General features: G+C 71.5%; 18 protein-coding genes. 2 read left to right on the top strand and 16 right to left on the bottom strand.

The genetic code is table 11. The features are described from left to right. Positions 1–31 precede the first annotated feature (31 nt). The 5 genes from fusA to PSR1_RS13440 all read right to left on the bottom strand — a co-directional run bounded on the left by fusA (position 32) and on the right by PSR1_RS13440 (position 5,210). Positions 32–2,125, bottom strand: coding sequence for an elongation factor G (gene fusA / locus PSR1_RS13460; RefSeq protein WP_059438043.1), 2,094 nt, complete (start codon positions 2,123–2,125; stop codon positions 32–34). A gap of 155 nt (positions 2,126–2,280) precedes the next feature. Next, entirely contained in the window at positions 2,281–2,751 is a 471-nt protein-coding gene (gene rpsG / locus PSR1_RS13455) for a 30S ribosomal protein S7 (protein ID WP_012525971.1), read from the bottom strand. A gap of 24 nt (positions 2,752–2,775) precedes the next feature. Continuing rightward, positions 2,776–3,147 (bottom strand): 30S ribosomal protein S12, encoded by a 372-nt coding sequence (gene rpsL, locus PSR1_RS13450; RefSeq protein ID WP_011421003.1) that lies wholly within the window; start codon positions 3,145–3,147, stop codon positions 2,776–2,778. Positions 3,148–3,328: 181 nt separating this feature from the next. After that, entirely contained in the window at positions 3,329–4,498 is a 1,170-nt protein-coding gene (mutY, locus tag PSR1_RS13445) for an A/G-specific adenine glycosylase (protein ID WP_237757947.1), read from the bottom strand. A 106-nt stretch (positions 4,499–4,604) separates the two neighbouring features. After that, positions 4,605–5,210 carry a superoxide dismutase gene (locus tag PSR1_RS13440; RefSeq protein WP_059438041.1) on the bottom strand — a complete coding sequence of 202 codons (606 nt, stop codon included), beginning with the start codon at positions 5,208–5,210 and terminating at the stop codon, positions 4,605–4,607. 258 nt (positions 5,211–5,468) lie between these two features. Here PSR1_RS13440 and PSR1_RS13435 point away from each other — a divergent pair, with 258 nt between their 5' ends. Next, positions 5,469–6,359 carry a biosynthetic peptidoglycan transglycosylase gene (locus tag PSR1_RS13435; RefSeq protein WP_059438040.1) on the top strand — a complete coding sequence of 297 codons (891 nt, stop codon included), beginning with the start codon at positions 5,469–5,471 and terminating at the stop codon, positions 6,357–6,359. Positions 6,360–6,411: 52 nt separating this feature from the next. Here PSR1_RS13435 and PSR1_RS13430 read toward each other — a convergent pair whose 3' ends face one another. The 3 genes from PSR1_RS13430 to PSR1_RS13420 are packed head-to-tail and all read right to left on the bottom strand — an operon-like array spanning position 6,412 to position 8,505. After that, positions 6,412–7,344, bottom strand: a complete 933-nt coding sequence (locus PSR1_RS13430) for an NAD-dependent epimerase/dehydratase family protein (protein WP_059438039.1) — start codon at positions 7,342–7,344, stop codon at positions 6,412–6,414. A 15-nt stretch (positions 7,345–7,359) separates the two neighbouring features. Further along, positions 7,360–8,298 (bottom strand): UDP-glucuronic acid decarboxylase family protein, encoded by a 939-nt coding sequence (locus PSR1_RS13425; RefSeq protein WP_059438038.1) that lies wholly within the window; start codon positions 8,296–8,298, stop codon positions 7,360–7,362. 12 nt (positions 8,299–8,310) lie between these two features. Continuing rightward, positions 8,311–8,505 (bottom strand): ribbon-helix-helix domain-containing protein, encoded by a 195-nt coding sequence (locus PSR1_RS13420; protein WP_059438037.1) that lies wholly within the window; start codon positions 8,503–8,505, stop codon positions 8,311–8,313. Positions 8,506–8,699: 194 nt separating this feature from the next. Between PSR1_RS13420 and PSR1_RS13415 the strand changes: the two genes are divergently transcribed. Then, positions 8,700–9,518 (top strand): tetratricopeptide repeat protein, encoded by an 819-nt coding sequence (locus PSR1_RS13415; RefSeq protein WP_059438036.1) that lies wholly within the window; start codon positions 8,700–8,702, stop codon positions 9,516–9,518. Between the two features lie 57 nt (positions 9,519–9,575). Here PSR1_RS13415 and PSR1_RS13410 read toward each other — a convergent pair whose 3' ends face one another. The 8 genes from PSR1_RS13410 to PSR1_RS13375 all read right to left on the bottom strand — a co-directional run. Then, entirely contained in the window at positions 9,576–10,133 is a 558-nt protein-coding gene (locus PSR1_RS13410) for a 2-oxoacid:acceptor oxidoreductase family protein (protein WP_059438045.1), read from the bottom strand. A gap of 14 nt (positions 10,134–10,147) precedes the next feature. Next, positions 10,148–11,026: a 2-oxoacid:ferredoxin oxidoreductase subunit beta gene (locus PSR1_RS13405; RefSeq protein ID WP_011421011.1), complete on the bottom strand. Its 879-nt coding sequence runs from the start codon at positions 11,024–11,026 to the stop codon at positions 10,148–10,150. Beyond that, positions 11,023–12,189 carry a 2-oxoacid:acceptor oxidoreductase subunit alpha gene (locus PSR1_RS13400; protein ID WP_059438035.1) on the bottom strand — a complete coding sequence of 389 codons (1,167 nt, stop codon included), beginning with the start codon at positions 12,187–12,189 and terminating at the stop codon, positions 11,023–11,025. The genes PSR1_RS13405 and PSR1_RS13400 overlap by 4 nt, the downstream gene beginning before the upstream one ends. 15 nt (positions 12,190–12,204) lie before the next feature. Next, the gene (locus PSR1_RS13395) at positions 12,205–12,474 is read right to left on the bottom strand and encodes a ferredoxin family protein (RefSeq protein WP_012525960.1); all 270 of its coding nucleotides are present in this window, start codon (positions 12,472–12,474) and stop codon (positions 12,205–12,207) included. 353 nt (positions 12,475–12,827) lie between these two features. Further along, positions 12,828–13,877 (bottom strand): 2-oxoacid:ferredoxin oxidoreductase subunit beta, encoded by a 1,050-nt coding sequence (locus PSR1_RS13390; protein WP_059438034.1) that lies wholly within the window; start codon positions 13,875–13,877, stop codon positions 12,828–12,830. A gap of 26 nt (positions 13,878–13,903) precedes the next feature. Beyond that, on the bottom strand, positions 13,904–15,763 hold the full coding sequence (locus tag PSR1_RS13385; protein WP_059438033.1) for a 2-oxoacid:acceptor oxidoreductase subunit alpha: 1,860 nt from the start codon (positions 15,761–15,763) through the stop codon (positions 13,904–13,906). Between the two features lie 375 nt (positions 15,764–16,138). Continuing rightward, positions 16,139–17,527 (bottom strand): FAD-binding oxidoreductase, encoded by a 1,389-nt coding sequence (locus tag PSR1_RS13380; protein WP_059438032.1) that lies wholly within the window; start codon positions 17,525–17,527, stop codon positions 16,139–16,141. Continuing rightward, on the bottom strand, positions 17,524–18,147 hold a 624-nt coding region (locus tag PSR1_RS13375; RefSeq protein ID WP_152643351.1), incomplete at its 5' end, for an SDR family NAD(P)-dependent oxidoreductase. The genes PSR1_RS13375 and PSR1_RS13380, both read right to left, overlap by 4 nt.

Below are 18,147 nucleotides of genomic sequence, written 5' to 3'. Positions count from 1 at the left end.
GGCTTCCTCTCTTCCGTTGACGTACGCGGCGCTACTTCGCGCCGGCGGCGACGCCCTTCGCCTTGGTGACGATGGTCTCCGCGATGCTCGCGGGGACCTGCGCGTAGTGCGCGAACTGCATGCTGTAGGTGGCGCGGCCCTGGGTCTTCGACCGAAGGTCCGTCGCGTAGCCGAACATCTCCGCCAGCGGGACGTGCGCCTCGATGATCTGGACGCCCGCGCGGGGGTTCATCGCATGAATCTTGCCGCGACGCGAGTTCAGGTCGCCGATGACGTCGCCCATGTAGTCGTCGGGCGTGGTGACCTCGACCGCCATGATCGGCTCGAGCAGGACGGGCGAGGCCCTGGCGGCGCCCTCCTTGAAGCCCATCGAGCCGGCGATCTTGAACGCCATCTCGGAGGAGTCGACGTCGTGGTAGCTGCCGTCGAACACCTCGACCTTGAGGTCGACCATGGGGTAGCCGGCGAGCACGCCGGAGGTCATGGCCTCCTCGATGCCCTTCTGGATCGGCGAGATGAACTCCTTCGGGATCACGCCGCCCACGATCGCGTTGTCGAACTCGAAGCCCTTGCCCGGCTCCTGCGGGTGGAGGCGCAGCCAGCAGTGGCCGTACTGGCCGCGGCCGCCGGTCTGCCGGATGTAGCGGCCCTCGGCCTCGACCGTCTTGGTGATGGTCTCGCGGTAGGCCACCTGCGGCTTGCCGACGTTCGCCTCGACCTTGAACTCGCGGAACATGCGGTCCACCAGGATCTCGAGGTGGAGCTCGCCCATGCCGCCGATGATGGTCTGGCCGGTCTCCTCGTCGGTGTGGACGCGGAAGGACGGGTCCTCCATCTGGAGCCGCTGCAGGGCGACGCCCATCTTGTCCTGGTCGCCCTTGGTCTTCGGCTCGATGGCGATGTGGATCACCGGCTCCGGGAACTCCATCCGCTCCAGGATCACCGGGGCGTCCTCGGCGCAGAGCGTGTCGCCGGTGGTGCTGGCGCGCAGGCCCACGGCGGCGGCGATGTCGCCGGCGTAGACCTCCTTGATCTCCTCGCGCTTGTTCGCGTGCATCTGCAGGAGCCGGCCGATGCGCTCCTTCTTGTCCTTCGTCGAGTTGTAGACGTAGGACCCGGCCTCGAGCTTGCCCGAGTACACGCGGAAGAACGTGAGGTTCCCGACGAATGGGTCGTTCATGATCTTGAACGCCAGCGCCGAGAACGGCTCCGCGTCGGAGGTCTTGCGGACGACGTCGTTGCCCTTGGCGTCCACGCCCTTCATGGCGGGGATGTCCAGCGGGCTCGGCAGGAAGTCCACCACCGCGTCGAGGATCTGCTGGACGCCCTTGTTCTTGAACGCCGTCCCGCAGAGCACCGGGAAGAACTTCATCTCCAGGGTGCCCCGGCGGATGCCGCGCATCAGCTCGTCGTTCGAGAGCGCCTTGCCGTCCAGGTACTTCGCCATCAGGTCGTCGTCGATCTCGGCGACGGTCTCCTCGAGCTTGGCGCGGTACTCCTTGGCCTGCTCGAGGAGGTCGGCCGGGATCTCGACCTCCTGGTACTTCGCGCCCATGGTCTCGTCGTCGAAGGTGATCCCCTTCATCTTGAGGAGATCGACCATGCCGCGGAACTTGTCCTCGGCGCCGATGGGCACGTGCAGCGGGAGCGGGCGCGCGCCCAGCTTCTCGCGGATGGTGTCGACGGCGTGGAAGAAGTCCGCGCCGACGCGGTCCATCTTGTTGATGAAGCAGATGCGGGGGACCTCGTACTTGTCCGCCTGCCGCCAGACCGTCTCGGACTGCGGCTGGACGCCCTGGACCGCGTCGAACACCGCGCACGCGCCGTCGAGCACGCGCAGCGAGCGCTCCACCTCGATGGTGAAGTCGACGTGGCCGGGGGTGTCGATGATGTTCAGGCGGTGGTCGCGCCAGAACGCGGTGGTCGCGGCGGACGTGATGGTGATGCCGCGCTCGCGCTCCTGCTCCATCCAGTCCATGACGGTGGTGCCCTCATGGACCTCCCCGATCTTGTGGGTGACGCCGGTGTAGAAGAGGATCCGCTCGGTCGTGGTCGTCTTGCCGGCATCGATGTGCGCCATGATGCCGAAGTTGCGGTAGCGCTCGAGTGGTGTGATGCGGGCCATCTGGACCTTCCTGAACCGTCGTGCGAACGCAGAACCGGGCCGCCCTGGGCGGCGCCGTGACCAACGACCGAGCTGTCAAAGAGCGAAGCGGGTTCCCTGAACCCTGCCGGCCGAGCCGGCCCCCTGCTCTCTCCTCGATTCCTCCGGGTCTCTCCTTACCAGCGGTAGTGCGCGAAGGCCTTGTTGGCCTCGGCCATCTTGTGCGTGTCCTCGCGCTTCTTCACCGCGTTGCCGCGGTTCGAGGCCGCATCCATGATCTCGCCCGCGAGCTTCTCCACCATGGTCTTCTCGCCACGGCCGCGGGAGTACTCGATGAGCCAGCGCATCGCGAGCGCGGTGCGGCGGTCCTGGCGGACCTCGACCGGCACCTGGTACGTCGCGCCGCCGACGCGGCGGCTCTTCACCTCGACGACCGGCTTCACGTTGTCGAGCGCCTTCTTGAACACCTTGAGCGGATCGTCCTTCAGCTTCGCCTCGACCTGATCGAAGGCGCCGTAGATGATGCGCTCGCCGGTGGACTTCTTGCCCTTGCGCATCAGGTTGTTGACGAACTTCGCCACGATCCGGTCCTGGAACTTGGGATCGGGGAGGATCTTCCGCTTCTCGACTTCACGACGACGAGGCATCGAACCGTTTCCTTGTCCGCGAGGCTAGCTCGCGCGCTTGGCGCCGTACTTCGAGCGGCCCTGCTTGCGGCCCTGCACGCCCACGGCGTCGAGGGTCCCGCGGATGATGTGGTAGCGAACGCCCGGGAGGTCCTTCACGCGGCCCCCGCGGATGAGCACCACCGAGTGCTCCTGCAGGTTGTGGCCGACGCCGGGGATGTAGCTCGTCACCTCGAAGCCGTTGGTGAGGCGCACGCGGGCGACCTTGCGGAGCGCGGAGTTCGGCTTCTTGGGCGTCGTCGTGTAGACGCGCGTGCAGACGCCGCGCTTCTGCGGCGACTCCTTGAGGGCCGGGGCCTTCTTCTTCACCTGGAGCCTCTCGCGGCCCCTGCGCACCAGCTGGCTGATCGTCGGCATCGTGTGCGAGCTCTTTTTCTCAACAGAAACGCCCCGGCGTTCGGCACGGGGGCGTCGGAGGACAAATCCCGTCGTAAGGGCGGCGAATTATACGGAGGAGCCCACACGTGTCAAGCGGTTCCCGAACTCGGGCCTCGACGCGCGCTGCAGCCTCCCGGATGCCGCCCGGAAGGCCGCGCTTCTACACGAAATCGCTCGGAGGTGCGAGCGAATTCGCGCGGGCCCGCGCCCGCCCCGGCGCGCGGGCTCCCCCGGACGGTGGCGCGGCCTGCCCGAGCGCGTCCCGGACCGTCGCGGCGAGCGCGCGCATGGCCGCCGGGAGCCCGGCATCCTCGAGCGCGTCCACGGGGACCCAGCGGACCCCCTCGTCGGGCGACGTCCGTGCGAGGGAGCAGCGGAGCGCGCGGAGCTCGAGCAGGCGGTGGGTGAGCACCCGCTCCACCCGCGCCAGCTCCTCGCCCGCGCGCAGCCGGAGCCCGTGGCGAGCCCGGGCCTCGCGCTGCAGCGCCGCGCCCGCCGCCGTCCCCGGCGCCACCTCGGCCGCGGGGAACGCCGCCAGGCCGGCGAACAGCCCCGCCGCCGGGCGCCGCACCAGCGCCACCCTGCCCTCGCGCACCACCACCGCGCAGGCGAGCACCTGGCGCACCTTCTCCGGGCGCCGCCGTGGCGGCGGGAGCTCCGCGGCGCGCCCGGCGGCCCGCGCCGCGCACCGCGCCGCCACCGGGCAGCGCGCGCAGTCCGGCCTGGGCCGGCAGACGGTCGCGCCCAGCTCCATGAGCGCCTGGTTCAGGTCCCCGGGCCGCTCGCGGTCCACCAGCGCGGCGGCGAGCGCGGCCACGCGCGCGCGGGCGGCGCGCGCGGCGGGATCGCCCTCCACCAGGAACAGCCGCGACAGCACGCGCGTGACGTTGCCGTCCACCGCCGGCACCGGCGCCGCGAACGCGATCGAGGCGACCGCGCCGGCGGTGTACGGCCCGAACCCCGGCAGCGCGCGCAGCGCGTCGTGGGAGGGCGGCAGGCCGCCGTGGCGGCGCAGCGCCTCGCGCGCGGCCGCGAGCAGGTTGCGGCAGCGCGCGTAGTAGCCGAGCCCGCTCCAGGCCGCGAGCACGTCCTCGTCGCGCGCGGCGGCGAGCGCCTCGAGCGTGGGCCAGCGCTCCACGAAGCGCAGCCAGTAGGGCGTGGCGGTGGCGACCTGCGTCTGCTGCAGCATCACCTCGGCCAGCCAGACGCGGTACGGGTCGGCGCCGCGCTGCGGCTGGCGCCACGGCAGCGGCCGGTGGCCGGCGTCCCACCACTCGAGCAGGCGGCGGCGGAGCGCGGCGAGGCGGGCGGGCGCGTCGGGGGCGGGCACGGGCGGAGCGTAGGCGAGCGCGCGCGGCGAGGTCAAACGCGGGTCCCGGACGCACGACGGCCCGGACCGCTCGCGCGATCCGGGCCGCGGGGACGTCCGGCGACCGCTACGCGATCCGCTTCTCGACCGCCTCCCAGTTCACGTTCTTGAAGAACGCGTCCACGTACTTCGCGCGCTCGGTGGCGAGGTAGTCGCGCATGAACGCGTGCTCCCAGCCGTCCAGCGCCAGCACCGGCCGGAAGCCGACCGGCACGTTGTTCTCGTGCAGCGTGAGCCAGTGGTTCGAGAGCCAGCCGGTGTTCGGGTCCTGGAACGTCATGGCCCAGCCGATGCCCGGCATGGTGGCGATGGCGCGGAAGTCGGCGAGCCAGGTCTCGTACTTGCCGAACGACGCCTCGATCGCCTTGCGGAGCTTGCCGCCGGCGGGCGGCTCGGCCTGCGCGCCCGGGGCGAGGTTCGCGAAGTAGTACTCGTGGTTCACCATGCCGGAGTACTCGAAGCCGAGGCGGCGGGTGAGCTCGGCGAAGACCGGGTCGGCGCCGGAGGCCTTGCCCTCGTTGCACAGCCCCTGGAGCTTCTCGGTGAGCGCGTTGGTGCGCTTCACGTAGCCCTCGTACAGCTTGAGGTGCTCCTCGATCTGCTTGTCCGAGATCCCGGTGAGGCCGCGCACCTTGGAGAAGTCGTGCGGGGTGTAGCGCTTCACGTCTGCCATGATTGCCTCCGTCGGCCCCTGGGCCGGGCAGTGAATTCCGTTCGAGATGCGGTGGCCCGGACTTAAGAATCCGCCCCGTATGTGTCAAGGCGCCGAACGGGTTCCCGAGCGGGACGACGTTCACCATTGGATAACTCGCCGGCGCCGCCCGCGCGCCGGCGCGCGGGTGCGACCGCCGGTCCGGCCGGGCGGACCGCCGCGGCGCGCGGGCCGGGCGCCCCCTCTCGCGCCTCCCGTCCAGGTGCTAAGGTGCGCCGCATGCCAGCCGCCCGGAGCCGCCGGCGCGTCCCGCGCCCCCTCCTCTACGCCGCCGCCGCGGCCGCGATCTCGGTCGCGGGGCTCGCGCTCCTCTGGGTCGCCCTCCCCGACCCCGCCCCGCTCGCGCGCGACAACCCGCGCACCACCGCGCTCATCGAGCAGCGGCGCGCCGAGGCGAAGGAGAAGCGGCGCGCGTTCCGGCCGCGCCAGGCGTGGGTGCCGCTCGACCGCGTCTCGCGCCCGATGGTCCAGGCGGTGCTGCTCTCCGAGGACGCGAACTTCTACGGCCACGAGGGGATCGACTGGGAGGCGACCCGCGAGGCCGCCGCCCACGATCTCGAGAAGCGCAGCTTCGCCCGCGGCGCGTCCACCATCACCCAGCAGCTCGCCAAGAACCTGTGGCTCGGCACCGAGAAGAGCCTGTGGCGCAAGCTCAAGGAGGCGCTGCTGGCGGTCAAGCTGGAGCGGGAGCTCCCCAAGCGCCGCATCCTCGCGCTCTACCTGAACGTGGTCGAGCTGGGCGACGGCGTGTTCGGCGTGGAGGCCGGCGCGCGGGCGCGCTTCGGCACCAGCGCCGCGGCGCTCACGCCGGCGCAGGCGGTGGTCCTCGCCAGCATGCTCCCGGCGCCGCGCCGCGTGGACCTCTCCAGCCCGTCCACCTGGCTGAAGCGCCGCTCGCGGCGGCTGCTCGACCGGATGCGCGCGGCCGGCCGGCTCACGGCCGAGCAGCACCTGTCCGCGAGCGCCGAGCTGGAGCGGATCCTGGCGGGCCCGGTGCCTCGCGACGACCGCGAGGAGCCGCCCGACGTGGTGGACGACGTGCCGGTGGCGGCCGCGCCGCGGGCGGAGCCGGTGCCCGTGGGCGTACCGGCTGCCACGGTCGAGGAGTGACCTCGCTCGTGGTGAGCCCGTCGAACCACGAGCTCGGCGAATCGGGGCTCGGCTAGCCGCGCCGGGCCCGGAACCACTCCAGCGTCCGGGAAAGCCCGTCCGCCAGCGGCACCTCGGGCCTCCAGCCGATCGCCCTGCCGGCGAGCGACGGGTCGATGCACGACCGGCGCTGCTCGCCCGGCCGCGCCGGCGCGTGCTCCGCCGGGCGGTCCACGCCGGCGGCGCGCGCCAGGTGCGCGTAGAGCGCGTTCACGTCGGTCTCGACGCCGGTGCCCACGTTGAGCGGGCCGTCGTGGCGCTGCTCCGCCGCGAGCAGGTTCGCGCGCGCCACGTCGCCCACGAACACGTAGTCGCGGGTCTGCCCGCCGTCGCCGTACACGGTGCAGGGCTGCCCGTCCAGCAGCCGCCCGGAGAAGATCGCCACCACGCCCGCCTCGCCGTGCGGGTCCTGGCGCGGCCCGTACACGTTCGCGTAGCGCAGCGCCGCCACCGGGATGCCCAGCGCCGCCCGGTAGACGCCCAGGTACAGCTCGCTCGCGGCCTTCGCCGCGCCGTAGTGCGAGACCGGCGCCTGCGGGTGGGTCTCCGGCGTGGGGATGACCTCGGTGTCGCCGTAGGTGGCGCCGCCGGAGGAGGCGAACAGGACGTGCTCCACCGAGCCCGCCGCGGCCGCCGCCTGCATGAGGTTGAGCAGGCCGCCCACGTTGACGTCGGCGTCGAAGCGCGGGTCCGCCATGGAGCGCCGCACGTCGATCTGCGCGGCGTGGTGGCAGATCACCTGCGGCCGCTCCTTGCGGACGGCCTCCGCGGCGGCCGCGCTGCGCACGTCCACCGGGTAGAAGCGCGCGCCCCGGGGCACGTTCTCGCGCTTGCCGCTGGAGAGGTCGTCGAGGACCGCGACGTCCCAGCCCGCCTCCACGAAGAGATCCGCGACGGTGGAGCCGATGAAGCCGGCCCCGCCGGTGATGAGGATGCGCTTGCCCATGCCGTTCCCCCGCCCTCAGACGTGCGCGCGGAACCAGTCGATGGTCCGGCGCATCCCTTCCTCGAACCCGATCCGCGGCGCCCAGCCCAGCCGCTCCCTCGCCCGCGTGAGATCCGGCCGCCGGACCCGCGGGTCGTCCTGCGGGAGCGGCCGGTGCTCGATGGGCACGGTGCGCCCCACCAGCCGCTGCACGGCCTGCGCGAACTCGAGCACGGTCATCTCGTGGTCGTCGCCCACGTTCACCGGCTCCTGGCAGTCGCTGTGGAGCAGCCGCCAGATGGCCTCCACGTTGTCGTCCACGTAGCAGAAGCTGCGCGTCTGCGTGCCGTCGCCGAACACGGTGATGGGCTCGCCGCGGAGCGCCTGCGCCACGAACGTCGGCACCACCCGGCCGTCGTCGAGCCGCATGCGCGGCCCGTAGGTGTTGAAGATGCGCGCGATGCGCACCGGCACCTCGCGGTAGCGGCGGTACGCGACCGTGATGGCCTCGGCGAAGCGCTTCGCCTCGTCGTACACCGCGCGCGGGCCAACCGGGTTCACGTTCCCCCAGTAGCTCTCGCGCTGCGGGTGCTCGAGCGGGTCGCCGTACACCTCCGAGGTGGACGAGAGCAGGAACGGGGCGCCGCTGCGGCGCGCCAGCTCGAGCGCGTTCTCGACCCCGACCGAGCCGACGTGGAGCGTCTCGAAGGGATGCCGGAGGTAGTCCACCGGGGACGCCGGGGACGCGAAGTCCAGCACCGCGTCCACCCGCCCCGAGATGGCGAGCGGCGCGCAGACGTCGGCCTGGATGAAGTCGAAGCGCGGCTCCCGGGCGAGGTGCTCCAGGTTGCGGAGCGTACCCGTGATGAGGTTGTCGACGCCGGTGACGCGCCAGCCTTCCGCGAGGAAACGATCGCTGAGGTGGCTGCCGATGAACCCGGCCGCGCCGAGGATGACCGCTCGCTGTTCGCTCATGCCGCTCGCAATCTATTTCTTCGCCTCGCCCACGTCCTCGAGCGTCAGCTGGCCGGGGAGGGCCCCGCGGTACTTGTCGAGCACGAGGTCGATGCCCTGCCGGATGTACTCGGCGACGGGCACCTTGGTGCGGGCGTGGAGCAGCTTCAGCCGCTCGTCCTGCTCAGGGGTGATGTAGACCGTCGTGGAGATCTTCTTTCGCGCCATGGGGGCGAACCCTCGGGGACGGCTGCCAACGCCCCGCGAACGTATGTGACCGTCGATATAGTGTCAATTGGCGCCACCCGGTGCGCGCGGCGGACGCCCCGGCCGCCGCGCGGCCGCGTCCCCCGGGCGCCGGACGCGCGCGGGCCGTTCACGCAGGGTGCGGCGTCGGCACGGGGCGCGCAGGGGCGGCGGGCATGCCCACCCCTCCCCCGCCCCGCCGCGCCCGCCCCGCTCCGTCCACCCTGCTGGCCGCCGCCCTCGCGGCCGCGCTGCTCGCCCCCGCCTGCGCCGCCGTGCCGCGCCTCCACCCCCGCGCCGCCGAGGAGGTCGAGCGCGGGTACCGCCACCTCGCCGGCGGCGACCCGGAGCGCGCCGAGGTGGCGTTCGAGCACGCGCTCGCGTTCGACCCGGACTTCCCCGAGGCGGAGAACGGGCTGGCGGTGGTGGCGCGCGTCCGCGGCGACCTGCCGGCGGCGATGCGCCACCTGGAGCGGGCCCTGCGGCTGCGCTCCGACTTCCCGGAGGCCCACGCCAACCTGGGCGAGGCGCTGCTCGCCGCCGGCGACGCGCGGGGCGCCGAGGGCGCGCTGCGGGAGGCGCTGCGGCTCGATCCGGACCTCGCCGACGCGCGCCAGAACCTGGCGCGCGCGCTCCTCCGGCGGGCGCTCGCGCCCGGCGCGGATCGCGCCGCGGGGCTGGCCGCCGCGCGCCGCGAGCTGCTGCACCTGCTGGAGACCGATCCCGGGCGCGCCTCCGCCCACCACGACCTCGCGCTGGTGGACGACCTGGAGGCGCGCTGGGCGGCGGCGGAGCGCGGCTACCGGCGCGCCACCGAGCTCGCCCCGGCGTACCCCGAGGCGCTGCACGGGCTCTGCACCGCGCTGGTGCGGCTGGGCCGCTGCGGCGAGGCGGTGGCCGCCTGCGAGCGGTGCGTCGAGGCGGCGCCCGGGCTGGAGGCGTGCCGGACCAGCCTGCGCGGGGCGGCGGCCTGCGCCGGGCGCGCGGCGCGCTGAAGCAGGAGCGCGCCGGGCCCGCGAGGACCCGGCGCGCCGGTGCGGCGGTGGCGTCCGCTAGTTCTTCGGGCCGGCGAGCAGCTGCTTGCCGTACGCGAAGCCGCGGTCGAACGCCTTCATGTTGAGGTCGATGGTGGCGGGCGGGACCGAGTCCTTCACCGCCTCGCGGGCCGCCTGCTCCGAGACGAGCCCGGTGATGGCGGTGAAGAAGCCCACCATCACGATGTTCAGCACCATCTTCTTGCCCAGCTCCTCCGCGATGCGCGTGGCCGGGATGGCGTACACCTTCACCGTCGAGGGCAGCCCGGTCGGCTTCACCAGGTCCTCCTCGATGATGAGCGTCCCGTCCTTGCGCAGCTCGGGCGAGAACTTGGCGAACGCGTCCTGGGACATCGCCACCATGAGGTGCGGGTTGTGGACGTAGGGGTAGAGGATCGGCTCCGCGTCCACCACCACCTGCGCGCTGCACGCCGACCCGCGCGCCTCGGGGCCGAACGCCTGCGTCAGGCAGGAGTGCTTGTCGTCGAACAGCGCGGCGGCCTTGCCGATGATGATGCCGCCGAGGATGACGCCCTGGCCGCCCAGCCCGCCGATCTTGATCTCCGTGGGACCCATGTCGTCTCTCCCGATCACGCCCACGCCGGCTTCTTGCCGGGGGACTCGTAGGGAACGTACTTGGCGCCGAGGACCTCGCTCATGCGGGCCTCCATCGCCTCGACGTTGGTGGGGCGCTCACGGTTCACGAAGGTCCCGACCACGATCTCCTTGCGGTAGTCGAGGTCGGTCTCGGTGGTGGACGCGCCGTTCTTGATGACGCTCTTCTCCTTGTAGAACTTCATCTCGTCGAGCCCCTCGCCGAGCTTGTTGCGGCGCAGGTAGAGCGTCGGGCAGGGCGAGAGGATCTCGATGAAGCGGAAGCCCTTCTTGTTCAGGGCCTCGCCCATCGACTTGGCGAGCTGCTTCACGTGGTAGGAGGTCCAGCGCGCCACGTAGACGCCGCCGCAGGAGTCGACCAGGCGCGGCAGGTTGAACGTCTCCTCGTAGGCGCCGTACGGGGTGGTGGACGCCACCGCGGTCTGGAACGTGGTGGGCGTGACCTGGCCGCCGGTCATGCCGTACGTGAAGTTGTTCACGCACACCACCAGCATGTCCACGTTGCGCCGGGCCGCGTGGATGAGGTGGTTGCCGCCGATGGCGGACAGGTCGCCGTCGCCGGAGTAGACCACCACCTTCAGGTCCGGGTTGGCCATCTGCAGGCCGGTCGCGAACGGGATGGCGCGGCCGTGGGTGGTGTGGAACGAGTCGAGGTTCAGGTAGCCCGCCACGCGGCCGGTGCAGCCGATGCCGGAGACGATGGCGACCTTGTCGAGGTCGAAGCCGGAGCCGTCGAGCGCGCGGGTGAAGCAGTTCACCGTGGTGCCGATGCCGCAGCCGGGGCACCAGATCGACGGCAGCCGCTCGGTCCGGAGGTACTTCGAGGTCGGGTTGGGCTTGACGGGCTCGCTCATCGCACGGACTCCAGGATCTTGTTCAGGATGGTCTCGGGGTTGTGGACCGTGCCGCCGACGTGCGGCACCGGCACGACCTTGGTGCGGCCCGCCACCACCCGCTCCACCTCGAGGGCCATCTGGCCGAGGTTGAGCTCGGGCACGACGAACGCCTTCACCTTCTTGGACAGCTCCGCGATCTGCTTCTCGGGGAACGGCCAGGCGGTGATGAGCCGGAACGAGCCGACCTTGACGCCCTGCTCGCGCGCCGCCTTGATGGCGCGCTCGGCCACGCGGGAGGTGATGCCAAAGCTCACCACCACCACGTCGGCGCCGTCGAGGTCCTTCTCCTCCCAGCGCACGATGCGGTCGGCGTTCTCGACGATCTTGTCCTGCAGCCGGAGCTGCATCTTCTCGTGCGTCGGGACGTTCATGGCCGGGTAGCCGCGATCGTCGTGGGTGAGGCCGGTCACGTGGATCCGGTAGCCGTCGCCGGCCTTGACCATCTCCGGGACCATGCTGCCGTTCGCGGCCTCGAACAGCTTGAAGCCCTCGCCCGGCTTCTTCTTGGTGTAGCGGCGCTCGCTCACCTTGATCTGCTCGGCGGGCGGGATGACCACCTTCTCGGTCATGTGCCCGACCACCTCGTCGAGCATCACCAGCACCGGGACCCGGAACTCCTCGGCCAGGTTGAACGCCTCGACGGTCAGGTCGAAGCACTCCTGCGGGGAGTTCGGGCAGAGCGCGATGAGGCGGTAGTCGCCGTGCGAGCCGAAGCGCGCCTGCATCATGTCGCCCTGGGCCGGCTGCGTGGGCAGGCCGGTGGACGGGCCGGCGCGCTGCACGTTGATGTACACGCAGGGCGTCTCGGTGATGGCGGCGTAGCCGATGTGCTCCATCATCAGCGAGAAGCCGGGGCCGGAGGTGACGGTGCAGGCCTTGGCGCCGCCCCAGACCGCGCCGAGCAGCGCGATGGACGCGCCCAGCTCGTCCTCGAGCTGGATGAAGCGGCCGCCGACGCGGGGGAAGCGCGCGGAGAGGCGCTCGACCACCTCGGTCGAGGGCGTGATGGGGTAGCCGGAGGCGAAGCGGCAGCCGGCGGCGATGGCGCCCTCGCTGCAGGCGTGGTCGCCGTCCAGGTAGTGGCTGCCGGTCAGGGTGCCGGAAGGATTCGCGTTGGACATGTCTCTTCGGGCCTCCTAGGCCGCAACCTGCTCGAGCTTCTCGCGGTAGCCGTAGATCGAGAAATCGGGGCAGAAGTGCCCGCACATGTCGCAGCCGTTGCACAGCTCCGGCTTCGCCAGGAACGGCGGGTGGTAGCCCTTGGCGTTGTAGTCGCTCTCCAGCTCGAGCGCGCCCAGCGGGCAGAACTCCACGCAGAACGCGCACCCCTTGCAAGTCTCGCGGTTGATCACCACGACGCCGCGAAACTTCTTGTCCTTCTTCGCGGCAGGCGAAGTCGCACTCATGCTCCGGTCCTCGGTGCCCGGTCGGCCGGGCGTTTGAGAGAGGCCGCTCTCGTACCAGACCGGGGCGTGGCGTCATTGGACCGCGATCAATGTTTGGCAAATTCCCGACGATTTCCGCGAATGTCGGACAAAATGCACCCATTCAATCGATTTTGCGGGTGACGCACCCACCGTGAACGGCGGCGGCGCGGGCGGCGCGCTCCGCCGCCGCGGATACTGCGCTTTTCGCCGCGCGGCTTCGTGCACCGGATCGGTCCACGTCCGCCGCCGCGCGCGCGGGCCCCGGACGCACGAAGGCCGGCGCCCGGGGCGGGCGCCGGCCTCCGATGCTCACGGAGCGTGAGGACGGACCGCTACTTGATGGTCCAGGTGTCGTTGCCGGCGAGCAGCTTGGCGAGCTGCCCCGCGCCCGGCTTCGCCTTGGCGGCGTCGATCATCTCCCAGGTCATCTCCTCGCAGGTCGGCTTCTGCACGTTGCGGAAGACGCCGATGGGCGTCGGGAAGCCGGCCTTGTCGGCCAGGCCCGCCAGCATGTACGCGATGGTCGGGTCCTCGCGGGTCGCGTCGTGGACCAGGATGTCCTTCTCGGTGATGCCGTTCTCGCCGAGCACGACCACCTCGAGCTCGCCCCGCTGGTGGTTGATGCGCAGGCCCTTCTTGTTGTCCTTGCCGAACAGCAGCGGCTTGCCCTGCTCCATGCGGACCTGGGCCTCGGCCTTGTTCGCCTTCTCGGTGAGGAACGTGTAGGCGCCGTCGTTGAACACCGGGCAGTTCTGGAACACCTCGACGAACGTGCTGCCCTTGTGGTCGGCCGCGGCCTTGAGCACGCCGCCCATGTGCACGCCCTCCACGTCGATGGCGCGCGCGACGAACGTCGCCCCCGCGCCCAGCGCGAGCAGCGGCGGGTTGAACGGGTAGTCCGGCGAGCCGTCCGGCGTGGACTTGGTCTTCTTGTGCAGCTCGGAGGTCGGCGAGACCTGGCCCTTGGTCAGGCCGTAGATGCGGTTGTTGAACATGACCAGCTTCATGTCCAGGTTGCGCCGCATCGCGTGGATGAAGTGGTTGCCGCCGATGGCGAGCGCGTCGCCGTCGCCGGTCATGATCCACACCTGCAGCTCGGGCCGGGAGACCTTCAGCCCGGAGGCGAAGGACGGCGCGCGGCCGTGCAGCGTGTGCATCCCGTAGTTGTTCATGTAGTACGGGAAGCGCGAGCTGCAGCCGATGCCGGAGATGAAGACGATGTTCTCGCGCTTCACGCCCACCGAGGGCAGCGTCTTCTGGATCTGGTTGATGATGGAGTAGTCGCCGCAGCCCGGGCACCAGCGCGGGTCCACGCCGGACTCGAAGTCCTTCTTGGTGTAGACCGGCAGCGCCGCGGTGACCGTCTGACCGTTCGTGCTCATGTGTTCCTCGTTCCTTTCCGGGCGGCCTAGAGGGCCTCGGTGACCTTGGCGACCAGGTCGTGGATCTTGATCGGCTTGCCGTTGATCCGGTTGTACTGGACCGGATCGACGCCCGGGTACATGCCGCGCAGGTAGAAGGCGAGCTGCCCGCCGTTCACCTCGGGCACGTACACCTTCTTGAAGCGCCGCAGCACCTCGCCCAGGTTCTTCGGCAGCGGGTTCAGCCAGCGCAGGTGGACGTGGGAGACCTTCTTCCCGGCCGCCTGCAGCGCCTCGGCGGCGCCGCGGACCGAGCCGAACGTGCCGCCCCAGGAGACGAGCAGCAGGTCCCCGCTCTTCTCGCCGTACACCTCGACGTCCGGCACGTCCTCGACCACGTTCCGGACCTTCTGGGCGCGGGTGAGGACCATCTTCTCGTGGTTGTTGCCGTCGTACGAGACCATGCCCGAGAGCGCGTCCTTCTCCAGGCCGCCCACGCGGTGCTCGAGGCCGGGCGTGCCCGGGATGGCCCAGGGCCGGATGAGCTTGGCGTCGCGCAGGTACGGCATGTACTGCGTGCCGTTCGCGTAGTTCTTCTCGGTCTGGTACTTCACCGTGAGCTTGGGCAGCTCGTCCGGGGACGGGACGCGGAACGGCTCGGAGCCGTTCGCGAGGTAGCCGTCGGTGAGCAGCAGCACCGGCGTCATCCACTTGGTGGCGATCTTCATCGCCTCGATGGCCGCCCAGAAGCAGTCGGCCGCGCTCTGCGCCGCGATCACCGGCATGGGCGACTCACCGTGGCGCCCGAAGAGCGCCTGGAGCAGGTCGGCCTGCTCCGTCTTGGTGGGCATTCCGGTGGAGGGGCCGCCGCGCTGCACGTCCACGATCACGAGCGGGAGCTCGGTGATCACCGCGAGGCCCATCATCTCGGACTTGAGCGCGAGGCCCGGGCCGGAGGTGCTGGTGCAGGCGAGCGCGCCGCCGAAGGCCGCGCCGATGGCCGAGCCGATGCCGGCGATCTCGTCCTCGGCCTGGTAGGTGACGACGCCGTACTCCTTGAACTTCGCCATCTCCTGGAGGATCTCGGTGGCGGGCGTGATGGGGTAGCTGCCCAGGAACACCGTGCGCCCGGTGAGCTGCGCCACGGTGGCGAAGCCGAGCGCCGTGGCGAAGTTGCCGGTCACGTTGCGGTAGGTGCCGGGCGCGAGCTTCGAGGCGGGCACCTGGTACCGCTCGTGGAAGAGCTCGGAGGTCTCGCCGAACACGTGGCCCGCCATGAAGACCTTGGCGTTCGCGTCGGCGAACTCGGGCTTCTTGGCGAACTTCCGCTTGATCGACGCGAGCTGCGGGTCGACCGGGCGGCTGTAGAGCCAGTACATGAGGCCGAGCGCGAAGAAGTTCTTGCAGCGCGCGACCTCCTTCGAGGACAGGCCCGTCCCCTCCAGCGCCGCCTCGGTGAGCTTGTTCATGTCCACGAGGACGACGCGGTAGTTCGACTGCAGCGCCGGATCCTCGAGCGGGTTCGTCTTGTAGTTCGCCTTCTCGAGGTTCGAGTCGGTGAAGGCGCCCGCGTTCACGATCAGCATGCCGCCGTGGCGCAGGTCGGCCAGGTTCGTCTTGAGCGCGGCCGGGTTCATCGCGACGAGCACGTCCGGCTGGTCGCCCGGCGTGAGGACCTCGTTCGCGCCGAACGAGAGCTGGAAGCCGGAGACGCCGAAGAGCGAGCCCGCTGGCGCGCGGATCTCGGCGGGGTAATCCGGGAAGGTGGCGAGGTCGTTGCCGGCCAGCGCGTTGGCCTTGGTGAACTCGGTGCCGGTGAGCTGCATGCCGTCGCCGGAGTCGCCGACGAAGCGGATCGTGACGGTTTCGACCTGCTCGACCTTGTGCTTGGCCGTCTGTGTGGACATGTCGCCCTTCGTCTCCCTGTGAGGTGCCTGCTGTGACTGCGCGTGCGGCTGCCGGACCCGCCGCGCCGGTGAATGTACCCTTGGCGCGCCCCGCCAATTCCTGACGGGGATCTAAAATGGGGCCACAGCTATGCCGGACCGCGGCATGGCTTGTCAAGCCGCCGTGGTGAGCCAACGCCGCGAAACGACTCGGTTTATTGTGGACCGGACCCGTCCCCAATACCCGCGCTGCGGCGATCTGGCGCAAAGAACCGAGCCACCTCAGCGACTTGCGCGGGGTCAACCCGGCCGGGCGCCCCCGCGCCCACCCTGCCCGGCCGCGCCGGACGGGCGAAGCCCGGCCCCGCGCGCGGCGAGGGCCGTGCCCCGTTCGCGTCAGCGCTCGGGGAAGATCTTGCCCGGGTTCAGGATGCCGAGCGGGTCGAACGCGGCCTTGAGCCGGCGCTCCAGCGCCACCACCTCGGCGCCCTGCTCGTACTCGAGGAAGTCGCGCTTCGCGACGCCGACCCCGTGCTCGCCGGTGATGGTGCCGCCCAGGTCCACCGCGTCGCGCAGGATGGCGGCCACCGCCTCGTCCACGCGCGGGCGCTCCTCGGGCCGGTCGAACAGGACGTTGCAGTGCAGGTTGCCGTCGCCCGCGTGGCCGTAGGTCGCGACGGTGAGCCCGAGCCGCGCCCCGACCGCCTTGGCGCGCGCGATCATCTCGGGGATCCTCGAGCGCGGGACGGCCACGTCCTCCGAGAGCTTCAGCGGGTGCAGCGCCTTCAGGTTCACCGAGAGGTAGCGGCGCGTCTCCCAGACGTCGCGCCGCTGCGCCTCGTTCTGCGCCACGATCACCTCGCCCTGGGCGTGGGCCTGGACCTTCTCGGCCAGCCGCACGATCTCGGCGAACACCTGCTCCTCGTCGTTGCCGTCGGTCTCCACCAGCAGCGCCGCGCCGGCGCCGGGCGGGAAGCGGTAGGGCGAGGTCTTCGCGGCCGCGGCCAGCGAGACGTCGTCGAGCAGCTCCAGGCAGCGGGGCAGGATCCCGCCCTGCAGCACCTCGTTGACCGCCCGCGCCGCCTCCGCCACCGAGGCGAACACCACCAGCGCGGTCGCCACGTGGCGCGGCCGGGGGAGCAGCTTGAGCGTCGCCTCGGTCACGATCCCGAGCGTCCCCTCGCTGCCCACCAGCAGCGCGGTGACGTCGTAGCCCGCCACGCCCTTGATGCTGCGCTTGCCCACCCGCAGGATCTCGCCGGTGGGGAGCACCGCGGTGAGGCCCAGCACGTACTCGCGCGTCACGCCGTACTTCAGCGCGCGCGGGCCGCCGGCGTTCTCGGCCACGTTCCCGCCGATGGTGCACATCTCCAGCGAGTTCGGATCGGGCGGGTAGAACAGCCCGTGCCGCTCCACCTCGGCCTGGAGCACCCCGGTCACCACCGCCGGCTGCACCCGCGCCACCAGGTCCTCCGGCGAGATCTCCAGGATCCGGTTCATGCGCTCCAGCGAGACCGCGATACCGCCGTGCAGCGCCAGCACGCCGCCGGACTTGCCGCTGCGCGCCGCCACCGGGATCACCGGCACGCGGTGCCGGCTCGCGACGGCGAAGATCGCGCGGATCTCCTCGGCCGACTCCACCAGCACCGCCGCGTCCGGCGGGCGCGCGCCCAGGTCGGACTCGTCCCGGCCGTACGCCTCCAGCCGCTCGGGATCGCGCACCAGCCGCTCGCGCGGGAACGCGGCCTCGAGCTCGCGCAGCGCGGCGTCGCGGGCGTCGGTCATCCGTACACCTCCAGGTTGGCGCCGGTGATGGCGTCGGGCGCGTCCAGCGCCGCGAACACCACCACCCGCGCGACCTCGTCCGCGCTCATCCGCGGCGGGAACGGCGTGCGGGCCAGCATCTCGGTGTCGGTGGAGCCCGGCGAGACGGCCACGCACTGCACGCCGTGGTCGCGCAGCTCCTCCGCCAGGCAGCGGGTGAGCCCGATGAGCCCCCACTTCGACGCGTTGTAGGCGGCGGCCTCGGCGGTGCCGACGGTGCCGGAGATGGAGGCGACGTTCACGATCCGTCCCCTCCCCCGCGCCTTCATGCCCGGGATGGCCGCGCGCGCGCACAGGAACGGCCCGACCAGGTTGACGTCCAGCACCTCGCGGAAGGTCTCCGGCGCGGTGTGCTCGGCGAGCCCGCGGGCCAGGATCCCGGCGCCGTTCACCAGCACGTCGAGCGGCCCGAGCGCGGCCTCGTGCTCCGCCACCAGCCGCTCCACCGCGGCCGCGCTGCGCACGTCCCCGGCCACGGCCCGCGCCGCCCCGCCCTCCGCCACCACCGCGCGCACCTGCGCCTCGGTCCGGGCGAACACCGTGACCCGCAGGCCGCGCGCGGTGAGCGCCCGCGCCACCGC

This window comes from Anaeromyxobacter sp. PSR-1 (assembly GCF_000964525.1).
Classification (GTDB): Bacteria; Myxococcota; Myxococcia; order Myxococcales; family Anaeromyxobacteraceae; genus Anaeromyxobacter.
This window is presented reverse-complemented; position numbering and strand designations above follow the sequence as displayed.

Bases quoted from the DNA above. Each gene is read 5' to 3' on its own strand.
- fusA (WP_059438043.1), bottom strand. From the start codon at position 2,125: ATGGCCCGCATCACACCACTCGAGCGCTACCGCAACTTCGGCATCATG.
- rpsG (WP_012525971.1), bottom strand. From the start codon at position 2,751: ATGCCTCGTCGTCGTGAAGTCGAGAAGCGGAAGATCCTCCCCGATCCC.
- rpsL (WP_011421003.1), bottom strand. From the start codon at position 3,147: ATGCCGACGATCAGCCAGCTGGTGCGCAGGGGCCGCGAGAGGCTCCAG.
- PSR1_RS13440 (WP_059438041.1), bottom strand. From the start codon at position 5,210: ATGGCAGACGTGAAGCGCTACACCCCGCACGACTTCTCCAAGGTGCGC.
- PSR1_RS13435 (WP_059438040.1), top strand. From the start codon at position 5,469: ATGCCAGCCGCCCGGAGCCGCCGGCGCGTCCCGCGCCCCCTCCTCTAC.
- PSR1_RS13430 (WP_059438039.1), bottom strand. From the start codon at position 7,344: ATGGGCAAGCGCATCCTCATCACCGGCGGGGCCGGCTTCATCGGCTCC.
- PSR1_RS13425 (WP_059438038.1), bottom strand. From the start codon at position 8,298: ATGAGCGAACAGCGAGCGGTCATCCTCGGCGCGGCCGGGTTCATCGGC.
- PSR1_RS13420 (WP_059438037.1), bottom strand. From the start codon at position 8,505: ATGGCGCGAAAGAAGATCTCCACGACGGTCTACATCACCCCTGAGCAG.
- PSR1_RS13415 (WP_059438036.1), top strand. From the start codon at position 8,700: ATGCCCACCCCTCCCCCGCCCCGCCGCGCCCGCCCCGCTCCGTCCACC.
- PSR1_RS13410 (WP_059438045.1), bottom strand. From the start codon at position 10,133: ATGGGTCCCACGGAGATCAAGATCGGCGGGCTGGGCGGCCAGGGCGTC.
- PSR1_RS13405 (WP_011421011.1), bottom strand. From the start codon at position 11,026: ATGAGCGAGCCCGTCAAGCCCAACCCGACCTCGAAGTACCTCCGGACC.
- PSR1_RS13400 (WP_059438035.1), bottom strand. From the start codon at position 12,189: ATGTCCAACGCGAATCCTTCCGGCACCCTGACCGGCAGCCACTACCTG.
- PSR1_RS13395 (WP_012525960.1), bottom strand. From the start codon at position 12,474: ATGAGTGCGACTTCGCCTGCCGCGAAGAAGGACAAGAAGTTTCGCGGC.
- PSR1_RS13390 (WP_059438034.1), bottom strand. From the start codon at position 13,877: ATGAGCACGAACGGTCAGACGGTCACCGCGGCGCTGCCGGTCTACACC.
- PSR1_RS13385 (WP_059438033.1), bottom strand. From the start codon at position 15,763: ATGTCCACACAGACGGCCAAGCACAAGGTCGAGCAGGTCGAAACCGTC.
- PSR1_RS13380 (WP_059438032.1), bottom strand. From the start codon at position 17,527: ATGACCGACGCCCGCGACGCCGCGCTGCGCGAGCTCGAGGCCGCGTTC.